Annotated in this window: 17 protein-coding genes; 6 read left to right on the forward strand and 11 right to left on the reverse strand. The window is 62.0% G+C overall.

What is annotated here, in order from left to right:
- Positions 1 to 2: 2 nt before the first annotated feature.
- From HT585_RS07665 to rpiA, 5 genes are all read right to left on the reverse strand, one after another.
- A complete protein-coding gene (locus HT585_RS07665; RefSeq protein WP_176352359.1) occupies positions 3 to 401 on the reverse strand; it encodes a GFA family protein in 399 nt (132 codons plus the stop codon).
- Between the two features lie 122 nt (positions 402 to 523).
- Entirely contained in the window at positions 524 to 1,897 is a 1,374-nt protein-coding gene (locus HT585_RS07670) for a class II 3-deoxy-7-phosphoheptulonate synthase (protein ID WP_176352360.1), read from the reverse strand.
- 249 nt (positions 1,898 to 2,146) lie between these two features.
- Positions 2,147 to 3,538 carry a glutathione-disulfide reductase gene (gene gor / locus HT585_RS07675; protein WP_176352361.1) on the reverse strand — a complete coding sequence of 464 codons (1,392 nt, stop codon included), beginning with the start codon at positions 3,536 to 3,538 and terminating at the stop codon, positions 2,147 to 2,149.
- A 217-nt stretch (positions 3,539 to 3,755) separates the two neighbouring features.
- A complete protein-coding gene (locus HT585_RS07680; protein ID WP_176352362.1) occupies positions 3,756 to 4,304 on the reverse strand; it encodes a DUF2059 domain-containing protein in 549 nt (182 codons plus the stop codon).
- A gap of 121 nt (positions 4,305 to 4,425) precedes the next feature.
- A complete protein-coding gene (rpiA, locus tag HT585_RS07685; protein ID WP_176352363.1) occupies positions 4,426 to 5,121 on the reverse strand; it encodes a ribose-5-phosphate isomerase RpiA in 696 nt (231 codons plus the stop codon).
- A 223-nt stretch (positions 5,122 to 5,344) separates the two neighbouring features.
- Here rpiA and HT585_RS07690 point away from each other — a divergent pair, with 223 nt between their 5' ends.
- Positions 5,345 to 6,022, forward strand: coding sequence for an HAD family hydrolase (locus tag HT585_RS07690; protein WP_176352364.1), 678 nt, complete (start codon positions 5,345 to 5,347; stop codon positions 6,020 to 6,022).
- 252 nt (positions 6,023 to 6,274) lie between these two features.
- On the opposite strand, the gene HT585_RS07695 is transcribed toward HT585_RS07690, so the two are convergent.
- A complete protein-coding gene (locus HT585_RS07695; protein WP_176352365.1) occupies positions 6,275 to 8,167 on the reverse strand; it encodes a L,D-transpeptidase family protein in 1,893 nt (630 codons plus the stop codon).
- 532 nt (positions 8,168 to 8,699) lie between these two features.
- On the opposite strand from HT585_RS07695, the gene fumC reads away from it, so the two are divergent.
- From fumC to HT585_RS07710, 3 genes are all read left to right on the forward strand, one after another.
- On the forward strand, positions 8,700 to 10,091 hold the full coding sequence (fumC, locus tag HT585_RS07700) for a class II fumarate hydratase (protein WP_176352366.1): 1,392 nt from the start codon (positions 8,700 to 8,702) through the stop codon (positions 10,089 to 10,091).
- Positions 10,092 to 10,346: 255 nt separating this feature from the next.
- Positions 10,347 to 11,417 (forward strand): GGDEF domain-containing protein, encoded by a 1,071-nt coding sequence (locus tag HT585_RS07705; protein ID WP_176352367.1) that lies wholly within the window; start codon positions 10,347 to 10,349, stop codon positions 11,415 to 11,417.
- A gap of 175 nt (positions 11,418 to 11,592) precedes the next feature.
- Positions 11,593 to 12,243, forward strand: a complete 651-nt coding sequence (locus HT585_RS07710; protein ID WP_176352368.1) for a L,D-transpeptidase — start codon at positions 11,593 to 11,595, stop codon at positions 12,241 to 12,243.
- Between the two features lie 39 nt (positions 12,244 to 12,282).
- Here HT585_RS07710 and HT585_RS07715 read toward each other — a convergent pair whose 3' ends face one another.
- The 3 genes from HT585_RS07715 to HT585_RS07725 all read right to left on the reverse strand — a co-directional run bounded on the left by HT585_RS07715 (position 12,283) and on the right by HT585_RS07725 (position 14,890).
- Positions 12,283 to 13,074 (reverse strand): M15 family metallopeptidase, encoded by a 792-nt coding sequence (locus HT585_RS07715; protein ID WP_176352369.1) that lies wholly within the window; start codon positions 13,072 to 13,074, stop codon positions 12,283 to 12,285.
- Positions 13,075 to 13,161: 87 nt separating this feature from the next.
- Positions 13,162 to 13,770 carry a pyridoxamine 5'-phosphate oxidase family protein gene (locus HT585_RS07720; RefSeq protein ID WP_176352370.1) on the reverse strand — a complete coding sequence of 203 codons (609 nt, stop codon included), beginning with the start codon at positions 13,768 to 13,770 and terminating at the stop codon, positions 13,162 to 13,164.
- Positions 13,771 to 13,990: 220 nt separating this feature from the next.
- Positions 13,991 to 14,890 carry an alpha/beta fold hydrolase gene (locus HT585_RS07725; protein WP_176352371.1) on the reverse strand — a complete coding sequence of 300 codons (900 nt, stop codon included), beginning with the start codon at positions 14,888 to 14,890 and terminating at the stop codon, positions 13,991 to 13,993.
- Positions 14,891 to 14,937: 47 nt separating this feature from the next.
- On the opposite strand from HT585_RS07725, the gene HT585_RS07730 reads away from it, so the two are divergent.
- Complete coding sequence (locus HT585_RS07730) at positions 14,938 to 15,423, forward strand: MarR family winged helix-turn-helix transcriptional regulator (RefSeq protein ID WP_176352372.1); 486 nt, start codon at positions 14,938 to 14,940, stop codon at positions 15,421 to 15,423.
- A gap of 15 nt (positions 15,424 to 15,438) precedes the next feature.
- Here HT585_RS07730 and HT585_RS07735 read toward each other — a convergent pair whose 3' ends face one another.
- A complete protein-coding gene (locus tag HT585_RS07735) occupies positions 15,439 to 17,259 on the reverse strand; it encodes a monovalent cation:proton antiporter-2 (CPA2) family protein (RefSeq protein WP_246707600.1) in 1,821 nt (606 codons plus the stop codon).
- 24 nt (positions 17,260 to 17,283) lie between these two features.
- A complete protein-coding gene (locus HT585_RS07740; protein ID WP_176352373.1) occupies positions 17,284 to 17,658 on the reverse strand; it encodes a gamma-butyrobetaine hydroxylase family protein in 375 nt (124 codons plus the stop codon).
- Between the two features lie 147 nt (positions 17,659 to 17,805).
- On the opposite strand from HT585_RS07740, the gene moaA reads away from it, so the two are divergent.
- Complete coding sequence (gene moaA / locus HT585_RS07745) at positions 17,806 to 18,855, forward strand: GTP 3',8-cyclase MoaA (RefSeq protein ID WP_176352374.1); 1,050 nt, start codon at positions 17,806 to 17,808, stop codon at positions 18,853 to 18,855.
- Positions 18,856 to 19,163: the final 308 nt, after the last annotated feature.

Here is a 19,163-nt window from a genome sequence, read left to right on the forward strand (position 1 = left end):
TTTTACGGCCGCCCTGCGTCAAACTTCGGCAGGCCGTCGTCGATGCCGTAGAAATCGCCCTTGTCGGCGCAATAGATGTGGTAGCCGGGCTTAAGGTCCGTCGGCTTTTCAAAGGCACCGGCCATGATCGAAGTGTAGTCGAGCCCATCGGCTTTCCAGAACAGCGCCGACCCGCAATGACGGCAGAAACCCCGTTGTGCGCCGTCGCTCGAGCGATACCAGGTGACATCCTCGGCGCCTTCCAACTCCAGGTCGCGGTCCAGTACATTGGTCGCGGCATAGTAGAGGCCCGTCTGCTTGCGGCATTGCGTGCAATGGCAAAAGATCAGTTTGCGCAGCTCTCCTCGCGTCTTGAAGCGCACCGCAGTGCAAAGACAGCTGCCGCTGTGGATCTCCGACATGGTCCCCCGACCTCCTTCAATGAAAAATGCCGGGTCAGCTTTGCGAGCGGGCCCGGCATTGTCAATTTCATAGCAGTCGCCCGACAGTCAGAAAAACTGAACCGTGCAGCGTTCCGTCAGGATCAGCCGTTGACGACCAGCTTCTTCTCGTCGCGGCCGCCCTTCATGCGCTCGGCCAGCAGGAACGCCAGTTCCAGAGCCTGGTCCGCATTGAGGCGCGGATCGCAATGGGTGTGGTAGCGATCGGCCAGATCGTCGCCCGAAAGCGCGCGCGCGCCACCGGTGCATTCGGTCACGTCGTTGCCGGTCATCTCGATATGGATGCCGCCCGGATGCGAACCTTCAGCACGGTGGATCTGGAAGAAGCTTTCGACTTCCGACAGGATACGCTCGAACGGACGGGTCTTGTAGTTGTTGAGCGTGATCGTATTGCCGTGCATGGGATCGCAGGACCAGACGACCTTCTTGCCTTCGCGCTCGACGGCGCGAATGAGGCGCGGCAGGTGCTCGGCAACCTTGTCGTGACCAAACCGGCAAATCAGCGTCAGGCGGCCGGCTTCGTTGGCCGGGTTGAGCAGATCGATCAGCTCCAGCAGGCCGTCGGCCGTCAGCGACGGACCGCACTTCAGGCCAAGCGGGTTCTTGATGCCACGGCAGTATTCGATATGGGCGTGATCGGGCTGGCGGGTCCGGTCGCCGATCCAGATCATGTGGCCCGATGTCGCGTACCAGTCGCCGGACGTGGAATCGACGCGCGTCAACGCCTGCTCGTAGCCGAGCAGCAGCGCCTCGTGGCTGGTGAAGAAATCGGTCTCGCGCAGGCTCGGGTGGTTTTCCGAGGTGATGCCGATCGCCTTCATGAAATCCATGGTCTCGGAGATCCGGTCGGCGAGCTTGCGGTAGCGCTCTGCCTGCGGGCTATCCTTGACGAAGCCAAGCATCCACTGGTGCACGTTGTCTAGGTTGGCATAGCCACCCATAGCGAAGGCACGCAGGAGGTTGAGCGTGGCCGCAGACTGGCGGTAGGCCATGATCTGCCGCTCAGGATCCGGAACGCGTTCGGCTTCCGTGAATTCGATGCCGTTGATGATGTCGCCACGGTAGCTCGGCAGCTCGACGTCACCCTGCTTCTCGATGTTGGACGAGCGCGGCTTGGCGAACTGACCGGCGATACGGCCGACCTTCACCACCGGCTGCTGGGCGCCGAACGTCAGGACGACGGCCATCTGCAGGAACGCGCGGAAGAAGTCGCGGATCGTGTCGGCGCCGTGCTCGGCAAAGCTTTCGGCGCAATCACCGCCCTGCAGCAGGAAGCCTCGGCCCTCGGCAACATTGGCAAGCGCGCTCTTCAGACGCCGCGCTTCACCGGCAAACACCAGCGGCGGATACTTAGCGAGTTTCGCTTCCGTTGCCGCCAATGCAGCGAGGTCCGGATAGTCCGGCACCTGCTGGATGGGTTTCTGCCGCCAGCTATTCGGAGTCCAAGTCTGTGCCATTTCGATCACCTGTTGTCTGCCGCGGACTGCGGTCCGCGCGGGTCACGCCCTGACGGTTTTGATGCCGCCCGGTATTCGGAAATTTCACTGCGTCCGCGCCCTGCTCCAGCGCTTGGGCCAAGCCCTGGCGCCCGCCCGAAGCCGGTCACTTCGCGGATGCGGGCTTATAGACGTTAAGCGATGGCTTGGAAAGACATCCTACCAGAATTCATGGCTTTCAGCGCCAGGGAAAGCGAAGCGGCTGCGGGCTCAGCTGACCCGCTCGCCCTTGTGCACGCGATAGGACGGCGCATACATCGTCACCAGTTCTTCCGATGCGGTCGGGTGAACGGCCATTGTCCGGTCGAAATCGTCCTTGGTGCATCCGGCTTTGAGCGAAATGCCAAGCAACTGCGCCATCTCTCCGGCGTCGTGGCCGAGGATGTGCGCGCCCAGCACCTTGCGGTCGGCAGCGTTGACGATCAGCTTCATGATCGTCTTTTCCTTGCGACCGGAAAGCGTCGCCTTCATCGGCCGGAACTCGGCGCGATAGACTTCCAGGTCCTCGAACTGGCGTCCAGCCTGCTCCTCGCTGAGGCCGACCGTGCCGATTTCCGGCTGGGAGAAGACCGCCGTCGCGATCAGGTCATGATCGGGGGAGACAGGGTTGTTCTTGTATTCGGTCTGGATGAAGCACATCGCCTCGTGGATTGCGACCGGCGTCAGCTGAACGCGGTCGGTTACGTCGCCGAGCGCATAGATGCCAGGCGCACTGGTGCGCGAGAACGCGTCAACGACGATCGCGCCGCGCTCGTCCGTGTTGACTCCGGCGGTCTCAAGCCCCAGCCCCTTGGTGTTCGGCACGCGGCCGAGTGCCAGCATCACCTGGTCCACGACGATCTCGCCATGCTTCATCGTCTGCGCCACACGCCTGCCATCGGCATCCGTCGCCACGGACTGAATGATGTCTTCGCAAAGGATCCGGATGCCCTTCTCTTCCATCGCCGCATGCAGGCCACGGCGAAGATCCTGGTCGAAACGCGACAGGATTTCCTTGCCGCGATAGATCAGCGTCGTCTCGACGCCGAGACCGTGGAAGATATTGGCGAACTCGACAGCGATATAGCCGCCACCGGCGATCAGGATCGACTTCGGCAGTTCCGCAAGATCGAAGGCCTCGTTGGAAGAGATGCAGAGTTCGTGCCCCGGCAGCGCGTCGTGCGGCGTCGGATGGCCACCGACGGCAATGACGATGCGCTCGGCGGTCACGGTCTTGCCGGTGTCGAGCAGACGAACGGTGTTCGGACCGACGAGCTCCGCCCGGGTGCGCAGGATCTCGGCGCCGGCATTGGCGAGCCCCTTCTGGTAGAGACCTTCAAGCCGGGTGATCTCCTGCTCCTTGGCAGCGACAAGCTTCTGCCAGTCGAAGCGGCTTTCACCGACGGTCCAGCCAAACCCGGCCGCATCCTCGAAGTGCTCGGCGTATTGCGATGCGTAGACGTAGAGCTTCTTCGGCACGCAGCCGCGGATGACGCAGGTGCCGCCGTAACGAAACTCTTCGGCGATCGCCACCTTCTTGCCCAGGCTCGCCGCCAGCCGACCGCTTCTGACGCCACCGGAGCCGCCACCGATTACGAAGAGGTCATAGTCGAAAGCGGGCATGGGCGAACTCCTGAAGGTCGTGCAGACTGCAATTGGGATCATGGGAGCACCGTCCGGTCGGCATTTCGCCGACGGCATGCCCCGCCCGGGGTGGGAGCCCCGTCGCAGGCACATATAGTGTTGCACTGCAGAAAAAGAAAAGCCCGGATCGCTCCGGGCTCTTCAAAACGTGATGATCGTGTTGCGTTGACCCGATGTCAGCTCAACGGACGCGGGATTATTGCGCCGGCGTCGCAGGCGTGCCTTCAACAAGCGCCGGAGCCGAGGTGCCGACCTTGGCGTCGAGCGACTTCGTCGCTTCGGTGTTGAGGTCGCGCGACACGCCAGCCGCCCAGATGTCCGCCGCCTTCAGGATTTCGCGCGAGGCGATCGGGCCATCATTGAGCAGTTTCTTGCCGGCGGTCGAGTTGTAGAACTCGGTGATGGCGTTCAGCTCTTCGAGCGTGAAGGTTTTGGCATAGATCGTCGCCGCTTCGTGCTCGAGGTCGGCGCGACGTGCAGCCAGGGTCAGCGCCTTCTCGTCGACGGTCGCGGTGATCAGTTCCTGGAAGTTCGGCGAAGCCTGGATCAGCGTGTTCTTAAGACGCTCGGCGAGGTTCGGCAGGATGTTGTCGAAGTTGTTGGTGACACCGAGTGCCGCGATGGTCGCACGAGCGGCCTTGATCTGTTCTTCGGACACGTCCTGAGCCTGGACTGCCGGAATGGATGCAGAAAGGAGAACCGCGGTGGCTGCGAAAGTGCGGACAAGACCTGCGAGTTTGTTCATTTTTATCCATGCTCCTGTGTTGGTCGCATGCTGCCCGGGCGATTGCCGCCGCCAGGCCCGCATGTGTGGTAACCTGTTTTCTTCACCGTTCCCGGCTCCTTGCGGAGCCACGGGAACCGGCTCAAGACGCGGTCAGAATGCGTGCCTCTTCCGGTCCGGCAATAATTGCCAGCGAAGCGATGCCGATGAAAAGTCCATGCTCGACGACGCCGGGAATGGCATTCAGCTCTCCCGCGAGCGCATCTGCATCAGGAATACGGCCAAAAGATGCATCAAGAATGAGGTGTCCACCATCGGTCTTGAAAGGCCCGTCGCCTGAATTGCGGACGGAAATATCGCCGGTAAGGCCAAGCCGCGAAGCCACCTTTTCAATGGCGATCCGCGTTGCCACCTGGCCGAAGGGATTGACCTCGATCGGCAGCTTGAACGCGCCGAGAACGTCGACGACTTTCGATTCGTCGGCAATGACGATCATGCGCCTGGAAGCAGCCGCGACGATCTTTTCACGCAGCAGCGCCCCGCCGCCGCCCTTGATCAGCCGTAACTGACCATCGACCTCGTCGGCGCCGTCGATCGTCAGATCGAGTTCGGGAAGCTCGTCCAGCGACTTCAGTTGCACGCCGAGTTCCAGGCAGAGCCGTGCCGTGCGCTCGGAGGTCGGAACACCCTCGATGCGAAAGCCTGCGGCGACCTTTTCGGCCAGCAGCCGAACGAATTCTTCCGCCGTCGACCCCGTGCCGATGCCAAGCCGCATGCCGTCTTCGACATGTTCGAGCGCCGCTGCCGCGGCTTTGATTTTCATTTGGCGGGCGTCCATGCGCCAGTCGCTCCCTTTCGTTCACCGGATGCTGATGTGGTAAACCCACCTTTGCCATCCGTTTTCCGCTGAGACACTTACACGCCAAAAGCTGCAAACAAAAGCCAAATTCAAAAGCCCCACCCGGATTCCGGCGCCCTTCCCACGCACACTTGCCATTGCATTCCGGCGCAACTTCGCCTACCCGAACGGCAACTCTTTTCCGCTACGCGAGGTTCTCCCCTTGTCTTCCCCCATTGTCGTCTTTGATCTCGACGGAACTCTTGTCGATACGGCGCCGGATCTGGTGGCGAGCCTCAACCATGCGGTGACCCAGGCGGGTGTCGAGCCGGTCACATACCGGGACCTCACACATCTCGTCGGCCATGGCGCCCGGGCGATGATCGAACGCACTTTCGCGCTGCGCAACAAGCCGCTCGATGAAGACGCGCTCACCTGGCAGATGAAGGAGTTCGTCGACTTCTATCATGGCTCGATGCCGGGTGATTCTCTGCCTTACCCGGGCATGCTCGATGCGCTCGACCGGCTGACAGCGGCCGGGTTCAAGCTCGCCGTCTGCACCAACAAGCCCGAGATGCTCGCAAATCGGCTGCTAGAGCGCCTTGGCCTTATCGATCGCTTCGCCGCGGTGTCGGGCGGCGACACGTTCGAAATCCGAAAGCCCCACGCCGACCATCTGCTTCGCACGATCGCCAACGCCGGCGGCAGCGCCCAGCACTCGGTGATGGTCGGTGACAGCCTCAACGATATCCTGGTCGCCCGCAACGCGGTGATCCCGTCGATCGCTGTCCCGTTCGGCTATTCCGACGTTCCGATCGAAAGCCTGGAGCCGACGCTGATCATCCGTCACTTCGACGAACTGACGCCGGAACTGGTCACAGGACTTTTTAACGGCAAATAAGGCCCGGCGCACCTCACGGCTTCGCCTGATCGAGCCTGCATTGACCGCATCCCTGATCCAAGATCAATCCCGCCGGGCTCAAGGGCCCTCATGCGCGAAGTGCCGCAGCGTCCTGCGCAGCCGCGAGCTTGTTTCAGCTCGCACATCCACCGCCGCAATAAAAAGACCCCATGGAGGCATGTTCCACGGGGTCTCGCAATCCATGATCGAGAATGGCGTCGATGGCACCTCGTGCCACTTGCAGCCGAGGGTTTATCCCTCGGCCCGGCGCGCGTCGCGTGTCGCGTCGAACGCACGGTTCATGTACATGTCGCGCTCATACACGTCGTCGAAATACTCCACGACACCGTCCTTGTTCGGCCAAGCGGTGAAATAGGCGACGTAAACAGGAACCTTCTGTGGCACCTGCAGCGCCTTGTTGCGACCGCCGCCGATTTCCTTGCCGACGTCTTCGATGCTGGTGCCAAGCACGGCTGCTGCCATCCGGCGCGGATCGGCAAGCCGGACGCAGCCGTGGCTGAGCGCGCGCTGATCGCGCTTGAAGAAGCTCTTCGACGGCGTGTCGTGCATGTAGATGGCGTGTGCATTCGGGAACAGGATCTTCAGTTCACCGAGCGCGTTGTCGCTGCTCGGCGGTTGGCGCACCGCAACGGACGCAGTCGATCCGTTCCAGTTGACCGACGACGACGGCACCGAACGGCCGCCGACCTCCACTTGATAGCCCATCCGATCGAGATAATTGGGATCGTTGCGCAGCTTCGGCAGCATCTCGTTGATGATGATCGACTGCGGCACGCCCCAGTATGGGTTGACCTCGACGGTCTGGATCTCGTCCTGGAAGAAATAAGTCTGGTTCGCCTTGGAGCCGACGACGACGCGCATGGAAAACTGTTCCGCGCCATTGTCGGTGTAGGACGCGGTAAAGGCGGGCTGATTGATGAAGACGTAGCGGTTGCCGAGGCCATCCGGAAGCCAGCGCGCCTGTTCCATTGCAACTTCGAGCTTGTTGATCCTGGCTGCGGTGCTGTCGCCGCCGGTCAGGATGCGCAGAGAGGCCTGCCCCACCACCCCATCAGCCTTCAGGCCATGTTCCTTCTGGAACGCTTCAACCAGCGCAACCAGTTCCGGGGTATACTCCGGCGTTCCCTGGTAGGCCGCAAGGGCCGCGGCGTGGTCCGTCTTCAGCGTCTCGGAGCCCTTGATGCGGATGCCGGCGACAATGTTGGCCAGTTCGGGATTGCTCTGCCCCGGCTTCAAGAGGGTGCCCGGCGCAATTTCGACGCGCTGCTCCACACCCTTTTCCGCACGCAGACGCTCAAGCTCCACCGACAGTGCGGCAAACTGTTCGCTTTTCGGGTTCTGGTCGTTGAGCAACGTGGCGACATCGGCGCTTGCCGACATCTTGTCGAGGAAGGCGCCGAGATCGACCGTCTTGCGCTGGAAATCGTGATAGCCGGAAATCTTGTTCGGATCGATGCGGCCGCGCACCGTGTCCTGCACATAGGACAGCGTGGCTGCAGACAACGCGAGTTCGAACTGAACGAGTTCCTTTTCGCGCGCGATCATATCGCCGCGGTCGAAGTCGTCGGAAGGCACCTGAACGGCGTAATCCTGCGGATCGAGACCGACCTTTGCCGCATCGGCAAGAACGGCCATCGCCGCTTTCGCCCGCGCATTGACGCCCGTGCCATCGATCCAGACAAAATCCGAACGCGAGCCGTAGTGAGTCTCGATGGCTTTCGCCACATTCGAGGTCGCGCGCACATCGACGTCAGGCATGAACTGGCGAGCGTCTGCAAGCGGCGCTCGCAGCATCGGCGGCAGCGCGCCGTTTCTCACCGAACCGGTGACAACAGGATCAAGCAACTTGTCGGTGGCGATCCGGCGCAGCGGCTCGGCCTTGTAGGTGTAGTACTGCGGACCTGTGACCTTCGGCAGCGGCTTGGAGGCCGTATTCTGCTGCGGCTCGACCATAACGTCGACGCCCGGAAGCGACTGCGGCTGCGACGGCTGAGGTTCCGGCTTCTTTCTGCCTGCGCGGATGAAGTCACCCAGCGAAAAGGCCGATGCCGGCCGCGCATCCAAGGTTGCGATCGCACAGCCGCTCATGAGCGCTACAATCGCTGCCGTCTTAAAAATTCTCATGTGAAACTGCGTCCCCGTATCGCGTTGTCGCCGACCTCGGCTTTAGCCAATTCCTCGCCACGCCCTCGTGCTCCAAAACTTATAGAAAAGGATGGTGAATGAAAAGGAAACGCGCCAGCCCGAACTCGCATGAAACCACCTCTGCGCGGTCGAAAAACCGCTTCATTTCCAGAACGTTCGAGCGGACCTAAAAATTTGATTCACATCGACATTCATGCGCCACTGACAGCTTCACACCACCCGAACGGGCACAGCAGGCCATCAACGAAGCAAACGAATGTGACTGAAACGCCACAACGAAACCGGCGCGCTTCATGCGATGCGAATCGCCCGCCGGCCAGGCGTCAAAGCCGCACTTCGTCGCAAGCCTGCCTTTCAAACGATTGTAGCATTGCCAGCGCCGGGGGCGCCTCTTTACAAGCTTTGCCAGCCGGGGCAGAGAGAGGCCCGGCACCTTGGGGAGGGACAGCCGGTTGCGACCGCGTCCCCTCGCCCAGACTTCATGAACCGCATGACGAAGGCAGGGATCACGATGACATCGACGCGCACGGAAACAGATACGTTCGGCCCCATCGAAGTGGCAAACGATCGCTATTGGGGCGCCCAGGCCCAGCGATCCCTAGGCAACTTCAAGATCGGCTGGGAAAAGCAGCCGGCCTCGATCGTGCGCGCGCTCGGCATCGTCAAGCAGGCTGCAGCCCGCACCAACATGGCGCTCGGCCGCCTCGATGCGACCGTCGCCGATGCGATCGTCAAGGCATCGCAGGAAGTCATCGAGGGCAAGCTCAACGACCATTTCCCGCTCGTCGTCTGGCAGACCGGCTCCGGCACGCAGTCGAACATGAACGCCAACGAGGTGATCTCGAACCGCGCGATCGAGCTGCTCGGCGGCGTCATGGGCTCGAAGAAGCCGGTGCACCCCAACGACCACGTCAACATGAGCCAGTCGTCCAACGACACCTACCCGACGGCCATGCACATCGCCTGCGCCGAGCGCGTGATCCACGACCTCTTGCCGGCGCTGAAGCACCTGCACAAGGCGCTGGAAGCCAAGGTCAAGGCGTTCGACCACATCATCAAGATCGGCCGCACCCATACCCAGGATGCAACCCCGCTGACGCTTGGCCAGGAGTTCTCCGGTTATGCCGCCCAGGTCGCCTCCTCGATCAAGCGCATCGAGATGACGCTGCCCGGCCTTTGCGAGTTGGCCCAGGGCGGCACGGCCGTCGGTACGGGCCTCAACGCCCCCATCGGCTTTGCCGAACAGGTTGCTGACGAAATCGCCAAGATCACCGGCATTGCCTTCACCACCGCACCGAACAAGTTCGAGGCGCTTGCCGCCCACGATTCCATGGTCTTCAGCCACGGCGCGATCAATGCGGCTGCCGCCGCCCTCTTCAAGATCGCCAACGACATCCGCTTCCTCGGCTCCGGCCCGCGCTCGGGCCTTGGCGAACTGTCGCTGCCGGAAAACGAGCCGGGCTCGTCGATCATGCCGGGCAAGGTCAACCCAACCCAGTGCGAAGCGCTGACCCAGGTCTGCATCCAGGTGTTCGGCAACAACGCGGCGCTGACCTTTGCCGGCAGCCAGGGCCATTTCGAACTCAACGTCTTCAACCCGCTGATGGCCTACAACTTCCTGCAGTCTGTGCAGTTGCTCGCTGATGCCGCGGTCTCCTTCACCGACAATTGCGTCGTTGGCATTGAAGCACGCGAAGACAACATCAAGGCAGCCCTTGACCGCTCGCTGATGCTGGTGACGGCGCTGGCGCCGAAGATCGGCTACGACAACGCGGCAAAGATCGCCAAGACAGCACACAAGAACGGCACGACGCTGCGCGAAGAAGCGGTCGGCGGCGGCTACGTCACCAACGAAGAGTTCGACGCGGTCGTCCGCCCGGAAACGATGATCAGCCCGGCATGATCCGTAGATCAGCCCGGCATGATCCGTAGATCAGCCCGGCATGATCGGCAGATCAGCCCGGCATGATCGACTTATCGCTGCCGCGACGCCATGACCGGTATCGCGGCAGCCAAACGACCCATATGACCGGGACACCGGATTGTCTGCTTTAGGTCGAATTGTCTTCGTTCGCAGAAGTAAATATTAAGACTTCGCAAATCATTTGCCCCTAAAAATCAGTACCCGTAAGCAATGAGTAATATTGAGGGTTTGCGGATGCAAACGGCCACACCTGGAAAAACGCAGGCTCCGGATATCGCAGCGCAGGTGACCCATGCGATGCGCATGATGGGCGTTTCGCCGATACCGCGCAATTACGAGCTATATTACGAAGCCTATCTCGGTTCGAACCCGCAACTGTCCAAGGAGCTCGCAGCCCTTGGCAGCCGTGCGACCCAGGAAGAACTGGACGCGATCGGCGCGCAATATTTCAGCCATATCCACCGTTCGACCGGCATCGAACGCGCCCATACCAGTCTTGCCGCCAAGTTGGCCGAACTCGTCAACCTCTTGAAGGACGAGCAATATGCGCTCGAGAACTACAACAAGGTTCTCGACGAAGCCTATGTCAACATTACCAGCAAGAGTGCTTCCAGCGCTGACATCCTGCGCCACGCCATCGGCATCCTGACCGAAGCAACAGCCGACACGATGAGCCAGGGCAAGGAACGCGTCCAGACCGTTGTACAGAAGTCCTTCGAGATGGAGGTCATCCGCCAGGAACTCGACGAATACAAGCGGATCGCCAATACCGACTCGCTGACGCGGCTCGCAAACCGCCGCGCCTTCGACGACAATCTCGCAGCCGTCTACAACAACGACCACGAGAAGAATTTCACCGGCCTGCTCGTCGCCGATATCGACCACTTCAAGAAGGTGAACGACACGTTCGGGCACCCCGTGGGCGACAAGATCCTGGCGACGGTCGGCAGCGTCATTCGCGCCAATGTCCGGCGCGATGCTTTCGTGGCGCGGACCGGCGGTGAAGAATTCGCCGTGATCCTCAACGACAGCAGCCAGGAAGAATGCCTGCAGATCGCCGATCGCATTCGAACGGTTCTGGCGGGAACGCCGTTTCGCAACTCCAAGACCGGCGTCAATTACGGCCCGATCACCCTGTCGGTCGGCGTCTGCATGGCGACCGCTGCCGAAGATGCGGTCGACCTCTACAACAAGGCGGATATCGCGCTCTACTCGGCCAAGAATGCCGGCCGCAACAAGACGATGCTGTTCGAAGACGGCATGCGCAAGGAATCCGGCCGCAACTGGCTGATCTACAGGCGCTAGCGAGATATCGCCAATCCCGTCGTTAAATGGCGCCCGATGGGCGCCGTTTTTGTGTCGCCTCCCCGGTTCCCTTGGAAACAGCGAGGTCGGATTGCACCCGCTACAACCCTGACAACAGGGAACAACGGCTACGAACAGCGCGATCGGTTCCCACAGTCCGAGGGGGGAAACCGACATGAAGCGCATTTTCGCAGCATTGATAGCAACCGCCCTGATGGCCGGAACAGCGGCATCCGCCCACGCGAAGGACGCTAGGCAGGACCCGACTACCGTTGCCTCGCTCGACAGTGCCGCCGCAAACACTGGCTGGCTTCAGGTGCTGTCCCAGGGCGGCACGAGGCAGAAGGCAAAACGCCGCGACATCAACCAGTCGCCGATCGCCCGCGAACTCGTGGCCTTCCCGGCAGCCGTAGCGCCAGGCACCATCATCATCGACAACTCCGAGCGCCGGCTCTACCACGTCGTTGGCCGCGGCATCGCCGTCAAGTACGCCGTCAGCGTCGGGCGCAAAGGGTTTCTCTGGACAGGCACCAACACCGTCAGCCGCAAGGCCGAATGGCCGACCTGGGTCCCGCCGGAGGACATGCGCGTTCGTGAAGCAAAGAAGGGCAAGGTGCTGCCGGCCAGCATGGAAGGCGGCATAGACAATCCGCTCGGCGCCCGCGCCATGTATCTGGGCTCGACAATCTACCGCATTCACGGAACGAACCAGCCCCTGTCGATCGGCAAGGCAATGTCGTCGGGCTGCATCCGCATGGCCAACGAGGACGTCGAGCACCTCTATGCCAATGTCGAGATCGGCGCGACGGTGGTCGTTCGCGACTGACCTATCGGTTTCCCAAGAGAAACTGGCGCGCATCGACTGCTAGCGACAGGCGGAGGCGCCCGCCTGTTTAGCGATGGCGATCAGTTCCGGCCGATATTCGAAGTGCATGGTGTCGAAATGATACCAGCGCCCGCCCCAGATGAACCCGTGCTTTTCGAAGATCTCGACGATTTCGAGCGGATAGCGGTTTCGGTAGGGCGCTGCCACGCCCTTGGCACCGCCGGCCCAGCGCCAGTAGTCGGCAAAGCTGGTATTGAGATCGATCGCGGCGCCAAAGCTGTGCACCGAGAGCGTGCGCGCACCGGCGATGTTGCGCCAATTGAAAGTGCCGGCACTGGGAACAAGGTACCGCTTCAGCTTCGGTCGTGAGGCGAGTTCGGCCTCGACCGCCTGCAACGCCTTGGCCACACCATGCCTGCTGGTCACCTTGAGGCCTTCCCCGAACCAATCCACCGTGACGAGATCGCGCCTGACGCTGGCCGCGCTGCCGCCATAGAGACGTTTCATCAGGACCTCACTGCGGATGCGCCCCGGATCGAAATCCCTGGCGGGCGGTTTTGCGCAGGCGCCAAGCGGGTAGATCTGCGAAAGACTGTCTTCGATGTCGCCGGTCGCGAGCTTTTGGGCGTGGCTCTTCCGTCTGCCGTCATCGATCGGTAGCGCCACGCCGCCGTCGCGCAGTGTCAACGTTTCCGTGCCAACCTCGGCGATGCCTTCGGGATAAGCCCTGGCGAGCACTTCGAGTTTCTCTCGCAGTGTCAGATCGGCGGCAAGGCTATCGCCGACGCACACCGGCAGGAACAGGATGGCCAGCCCGAGACAGGCACACATAGAACCACATCGCATCACGTCCCCATCTCCTGATGTCCCGCTCAGGCCCAAGACCGCACGCAGGAGGGCACGGCCGATCGGTCCAGCCTACCACATGGTTTTGGCGGCGCGCTCCGGCCATTCGCGATCATAGGTTTCCCGGTCGAAATCCGCCTTCGCGGCCTTCAGCAGCGCACCGGGCGTAGGAAGCGTGGCAGGATCGATGAAGCGTTCGGGATTCCAGATCTGCGACCGCATCAACGCGCGAGCGCATTGAAAGTAGACCTCGCCGATGGTGACGACGATGACGCTGCGCGGGTTCTTGCCATCCACCTCGAAGGAGCCCGTCAGCGCCGGGTCGATGCTGACCGCCGCTGTGCCATTGATGCGCATGGTGGTGTTGGATCCGGGCACCAGCAACATCAGCGCCACGCGCGGGTCACGCACGATATTGGCGAGCGAATCGATGCGGTTGTTGCCGCGCCAATCGGGCATCAGAATCGTTTTGTCGTCGGCGATCCTGACGACACAATCGTCGTCGCCGCGCGGAGAACAGTCGAGCCCCTCGGGACCGACAGTGGCAAGGGCGGCAAAAGGTGAAGCCTCGATCATCTGCCGGTATTCCGCGGTCAGCGCCTTGGTCACCTTTGCGACCGATGCCTCGCTGACACCGCCGTAAAGCGCGTTCAATTCCTCGACCGAAGTGATAATCGACATGCCGTCCTCCCGCTCATGCACGATTATCCGCGCGTCGAAATCGATGCGCGGAATCATGCCGCCAATCCAATAGCAGCCGCAAGCCTCGCGCCACCGAAAAGGCACGCGACGCTGCAGATCCAAGTGATCCTTTCGACCGATAGCATGACGGGCATATGACGGAATATGCGAAGTTGTAAGAGCAGCCTCGCGCGAGAGTGGAATGACGCGCGGGATGGCCTCAGGCGGCGGCCTTTCGATCCTCTCCATGGACAAAGGCATTGATCCTGTCGATGACGGGCGCTGCGGAGACGATGCGGCGATGGCCATAGCCGTTGGCCCAGTAAAGTTCGACATTGGGGCCGGCCGCCGCGTAACGGCGCGCATGGTCGGCCGAAACCTCCTTGTCGTCTTCCGCATGAATGATCAATGTCGGCACGGCCCTGGCTGCAAGGATCTTGGCCGCATCGAAATCGTCCAGCCGGCGCCCAGCCAACCGCTCGACGACGCCTTCGAACGCTTGCTGCGTTTTCGGCGAAAGGCGAAGAATCTTGCCAAACCCCTTGAAAAGCCAAGTCATCTCGCTCGGCGCACCGATGAGCACAAGCTTCTTTGCGACGTGGCTCGGCACGTCGCAGACGACACCACCCGCCGCGCAAGCCAGGCTGCCGCCGCCGAAGGAATGGCCGACGCTCACATCAAACACACCAAAATGCCGCCAGGCGGCGTCAATGGCGCGCACCGCTGCCACCATCGTCAGCGTACGGCCCGGCGAAGCGCCATGCCCCGGCCAGTCGAGCGTCACCACTTCGGCGCCGCCGGCAACCAGCCCTTCGATCATCGCTGCAAGATAGTCGCTGCGCGATCCCCAGCCGTGGACAAGCAGTACGCGCTTGGTATTGCGCGGGCCCACAAAATGTCGGGCCATGACCCACCCGCCGGCATAGGACAGCGTCACCGGCTTGCCCTTGGCGATCACGGGGGCAGCAGCGGCCAGCGCCGCACGTTCCTTGGCATTCTTCGGCTTGCGCCCTGGCGTCACGGTGAACAGCTTGAAGGCCAGCCGGCCGGCTGCCTCGGGTGAAATGGCCGACACGCCGGCAAGTGCATGGCGGATGACCTTGATCGCAAAGGATGCCATAGTGAGAATCTCTTAATATGTTCAATGCTGAACATTATTGTACAACGATGAACAAAAATCAAGTGACGAACGAACAGCATCATTTCCCCTGGGACCACCCGCGTTTTCGCAGCTGGATTGCCGTTGCCCGCGCCTGTCAGCTGATGCAGCAGACGATGACGCGCTCGCTCGCGCATCTCGACATCAAGACGCCGCATCTCGACATTCTGATCAACCTCTATCGCTTCGATGGGATCTCGCAGCAGGAGCTTGCCCGCAAGCTTCTGGTGGGGCGGTCGAACATGAGCATGCTGCTGCCGCAGTTGGAGAAGCGCGGCCTGATCGAGCGCCGTGGCGACGACAAGGACAAGCGCGTCCTGCGACTGTCACTGACGCCATCAGGGCGCACCTTGACCGAAGAGGCGATGGAGGTTCAGACCGGCCTCATCCATAAGCTGATGGAGGACGCGCCGATCGAGGAATGCGAGGTCGTGGCGCAATCGATGGAGCGGCTGATCTCCCTCCTCTTGAAGGACGAAAGCGAGCTCGCTTGACGTCAACCCGGCTGGTTAGCCGGGCGAGCCTTCCTGCTCTTCACGCGCCTCCGCCTCGGCCCGCACGCGCGCGGTCCTTGAGGCGATGATGTCCGACGGTTGTGCGTTGCCGCGGATCAGCTGCCGCCCGGCATAGATGCCGCCGATGGTTTCGAGCGCGAAGCGTTCCTTGTCGAGGTCGCGAAACTCTTCGATCACATCCGCTGCGGTTTGCGCATCCTCGCCCAACACGTTCAGCACCTCAGTGCCGAAGACGAGCGCCGATTCGAATGTCTCGCGGATCTCGAAGTCGACGCCTGCATGCAGGAGGTCGATGGCATGGCCGCGGTCGAACGCGCGCGCCAGCACCGGCACCAACGGAAACTCTTGCTTCGCGGTGTGGGCGATCTTGATCGCCGCCGCCTTGTCGTCGACGCAGATGAGGATTGCCCTTGCCGTGGCCGCGCCCGCCGCATGCAGGATGTCGCTGCGCGATCCGTCGCCGTAAAAGACCCGGAAGCCGAAGTTGGAGGCGTCGCGCACGAAGTCCGCATCCTTGTCGATCAGAGACAGCTTGTAGCCGCGCGCCAGCAGCGGCTGGCTGACGATCTGCCCGAACCTGCCAAAGCCGATCATCAGCACCGTGCCCTCGACATTTTCAGGCACTTCGAGGTCGTCCGTCCTCGGCGCTTCCGGCTTGGCCAGCCGGCCATGGATGAAGATCGCGACCGGGGTGAGCATCATCGACAGGATGATCGTTGCCGTCAGTGTCGCGTTGGCTTCCGCATCGATGATGCCGGCAGAGACGGCAGCCGCATAGAGCACGAAGGCAAACTCACCGCCCTGCGCCATCAGCACCGCCCTCTCCAGGCTTTCGCTGTGGCAGGCGCGCAGCAGACGGGCGACCGCATAGATCAGCACGCCCTTCAGCGCCATATAGGCGAGCACCGAAATCACCACAATCTGCCAGTTGGCGGCAATCACCGAAAGGTCGATCGCCATACCGGCACCAAGGAAGAACAGGCCGAGCAGAATGCCGCGAAACGGCTCGATATCGGCCTCGAGCTGGTGGCGGAAAGCGGACTCGGAAAGCAGAACGCCGGCAAGGAAGGCGCCCATCGCCATCGACAGCCCGCTCTGCTGCATCGCCAGCGCCGAGCCAAGGACAACGAGCAGCGCCGCCGCAGTCATCACTTCGCGCGCGCCTGCGGCCGCCAACAGCCGGAAGAGCGGATTGAGCAGGTAGCGACCGGCAATCACGAGTGCGAGGAGCGCAGCAAATGCGATGGCGACGGCCATCCAGCGCTCCGAAGCGTCGGTGGCAGCACCGCTGCCGCCAAGCAGGGTGACAATCACCAGCAGCGGCACGATCGCCAGGTCTTCGAACAAAAGGATCGCGATCATGCGCTGGCCCTTCAGCGTCGAGATCTCATTACGCTCCTGCAGCATCTGCATGACGATCGCGGTCGACGTCAGCACGAAGCCGGTGCCCGCGATGAAGGAGGGAATGGGCTGGAACCCGAGCGCCAGGCCGACCATCGTCAAGCCGGCGATGCAGGCGAGCACCTGCGCTGCGCCAAGTCCAAAAATGTCCTTGCGCATGCTCCAGAGTTTTGACGGCTGCATCTCGAGCCCGATGATGAACAGGAACATCACCACGCCGAGTTCGGCCACATGCAGGATCGCCTGCGGCTCGGTGAAGAAGCGCAGCCCGAATGGACCGATCACAAGTCCGGCAAAGAGGTAGCCGAGCACTGACCCGAGCCCGATGCGCTTGAACAGCGGCACTGCGATGACGCCGGCAGTCAACAGCACGACCACTTGTGTCAGGTCATTCGCTTCAGATGCACCAGCCAACAGACCGTCTCCTTTTCAAGTGGTTCAGCGCGGCTTTTCGGTCTTATCGCGCGACATGCCCTTGTCGGCCAGCTCCTGTTCATAGGCGGCAAACAGCTCTTCGCCCTTCTCCCCGAGTTCGCGCAGGTAGGTCCAGGTAAAGATGCCGGTGTCGTGAAAATCGTCAAAGCCGATGCGCACCGCGTAGTTCCCCGTCGGCTGCATCGAGATGATCTGCACATTGCGCTTGCCGGGCACGGTCACCCGCTGGCCCGGGCCGTGGCCCTGCACCTCGGCCGACGGCGAAAGCACGCGCAGCATCTCCGCCGAAAGATCGAAGGATGCGCCGTCGTTGAAGGCGACGACGAGGCGATGGCGATCTTTCGATACGCGCAGTTCCGTCGGCCAGATGTCGCTCATGGTGTCTGCTCCTGTTTTCAAGCCACGCTTATCGGAAGAATCGCTTGCCGAGAATTACCCGGCTTTTGCAATCAACACTTTGCGACAGGATGCGCCTTGACGCGACCACGTTTGGTGACGACATTGAAGGCGCTGGGAGAAAGACGTGTGAACACTGCAGCGATAGTGAGAAGCGGCGCTACGGCGCTCGTCGACAGAAGCGCCCTGATGATCGATCCGTTCGGCCGGGCGATCACCTATCTGCGCGTATCCGTAACCGACCGCTGCGATTTCCGCTGCACCTACTGCATGGCGGAACACATGACCTTCCTCCCGAAGAAGGACCTTCTGACGTTGGAAGAGCTGCACCGGCTCTGTTCCGCCTTCATCGCCAAGGGCGTGCGCAAGCTGAGGCTGACGGGCGGCGAACCGCTGGTGCGCAAGAACATCATGTTTCTGGTGCGCGAACTCGGCCGCGAGATCGAGGCCGGGCGGCTTGATGAGTTGACGCTGACGACCAATGGTTCGCAGCTCGCGAAACACGCCGCCGAATTGGCCGAATGTGGTGTGCGCCGCATCAACGTCTCGCTCGACACGCTCGACCCCGCAAAATTCCACCAGATCACCCGCTGGGGCGATCTCGGCAAGGTGATCGAAGGTATCGACGCTGCGCAAGCCGCCGGCATCAAGGTCAAGATCAACGCTGTGGCGCTCAAGGGCTTCAACGACGCGGAGATCCCCGATCTGATGCGCTGGGCGCATGGGCGCGACATGGACCTGACCCTGATCGAGACCATGCCGATGGGCGAGATCGAGGAAGATCGCACCGATCACTACATGCCGCTATCGGACATGCGCCGAAAGCTCGAAGAGCAGTTCACGCTGTCCGACATCGCCTACAAGACCGGCGGGCCTGCCCGTTATCTCGAGGTCGCAGAGACCGGTGGCCGGCTTGGGCTGATCACGCCGATGACCCATAATTTCTGCGAAAGCTGCAATCGCGTCCGGCTGACCTGCACCGGCACGCTCTACATGTGCCTCGGCCAGAACGATGCCGCAGACCTGCGCACGGCACTTCGGTCCTCGGACGACGACGCCTATCTCGGCCAGGTGATCGACGAAGCGATCGGCCGCAAGCCCAAGGGCCACGATTTCATCATCGACCGCGAGCACAACCGCCCGGCCGTTGCCCGCCACATGAGCGTCACCGGCGGCTGAGCGGCCATTATGCACTCGATCTGTGATTGCCCCTCATCCGCCTGCCGGCACCTTCTCCCCGCCAGCGGGGCGAAGGACGCCTGTGGCAGCGCTGCCGCTCCACCCTGAGCCCTGAGCCCTGAGCCCTGAGCCCTAAGCCCTGAGCCCTGAGCCCTGAGCCCTGAGCCCTGAGCCCTGAGCCCTGAGCCCTGAGCCCTGAGCCCTTGATGGCAAGGAGGCGAGATGTCGGTCAAGCGCGAACAGCGCGACGGAAGAGGCCGTGTGATCGGCGGAGTAGAAAATGACCCAAGATCACCCAAGACCCCTCG

Source organism: Ensifer oleiphilus (genome assembly GCF_013371465.1).
Classification (GTDB): domain Bacteria; phylum Pseudomonadota; class Alphaproteobacteria; order Rhizobiales; family Rhizobiaceae; genus Ensifer; species Ensifer oleiphilus.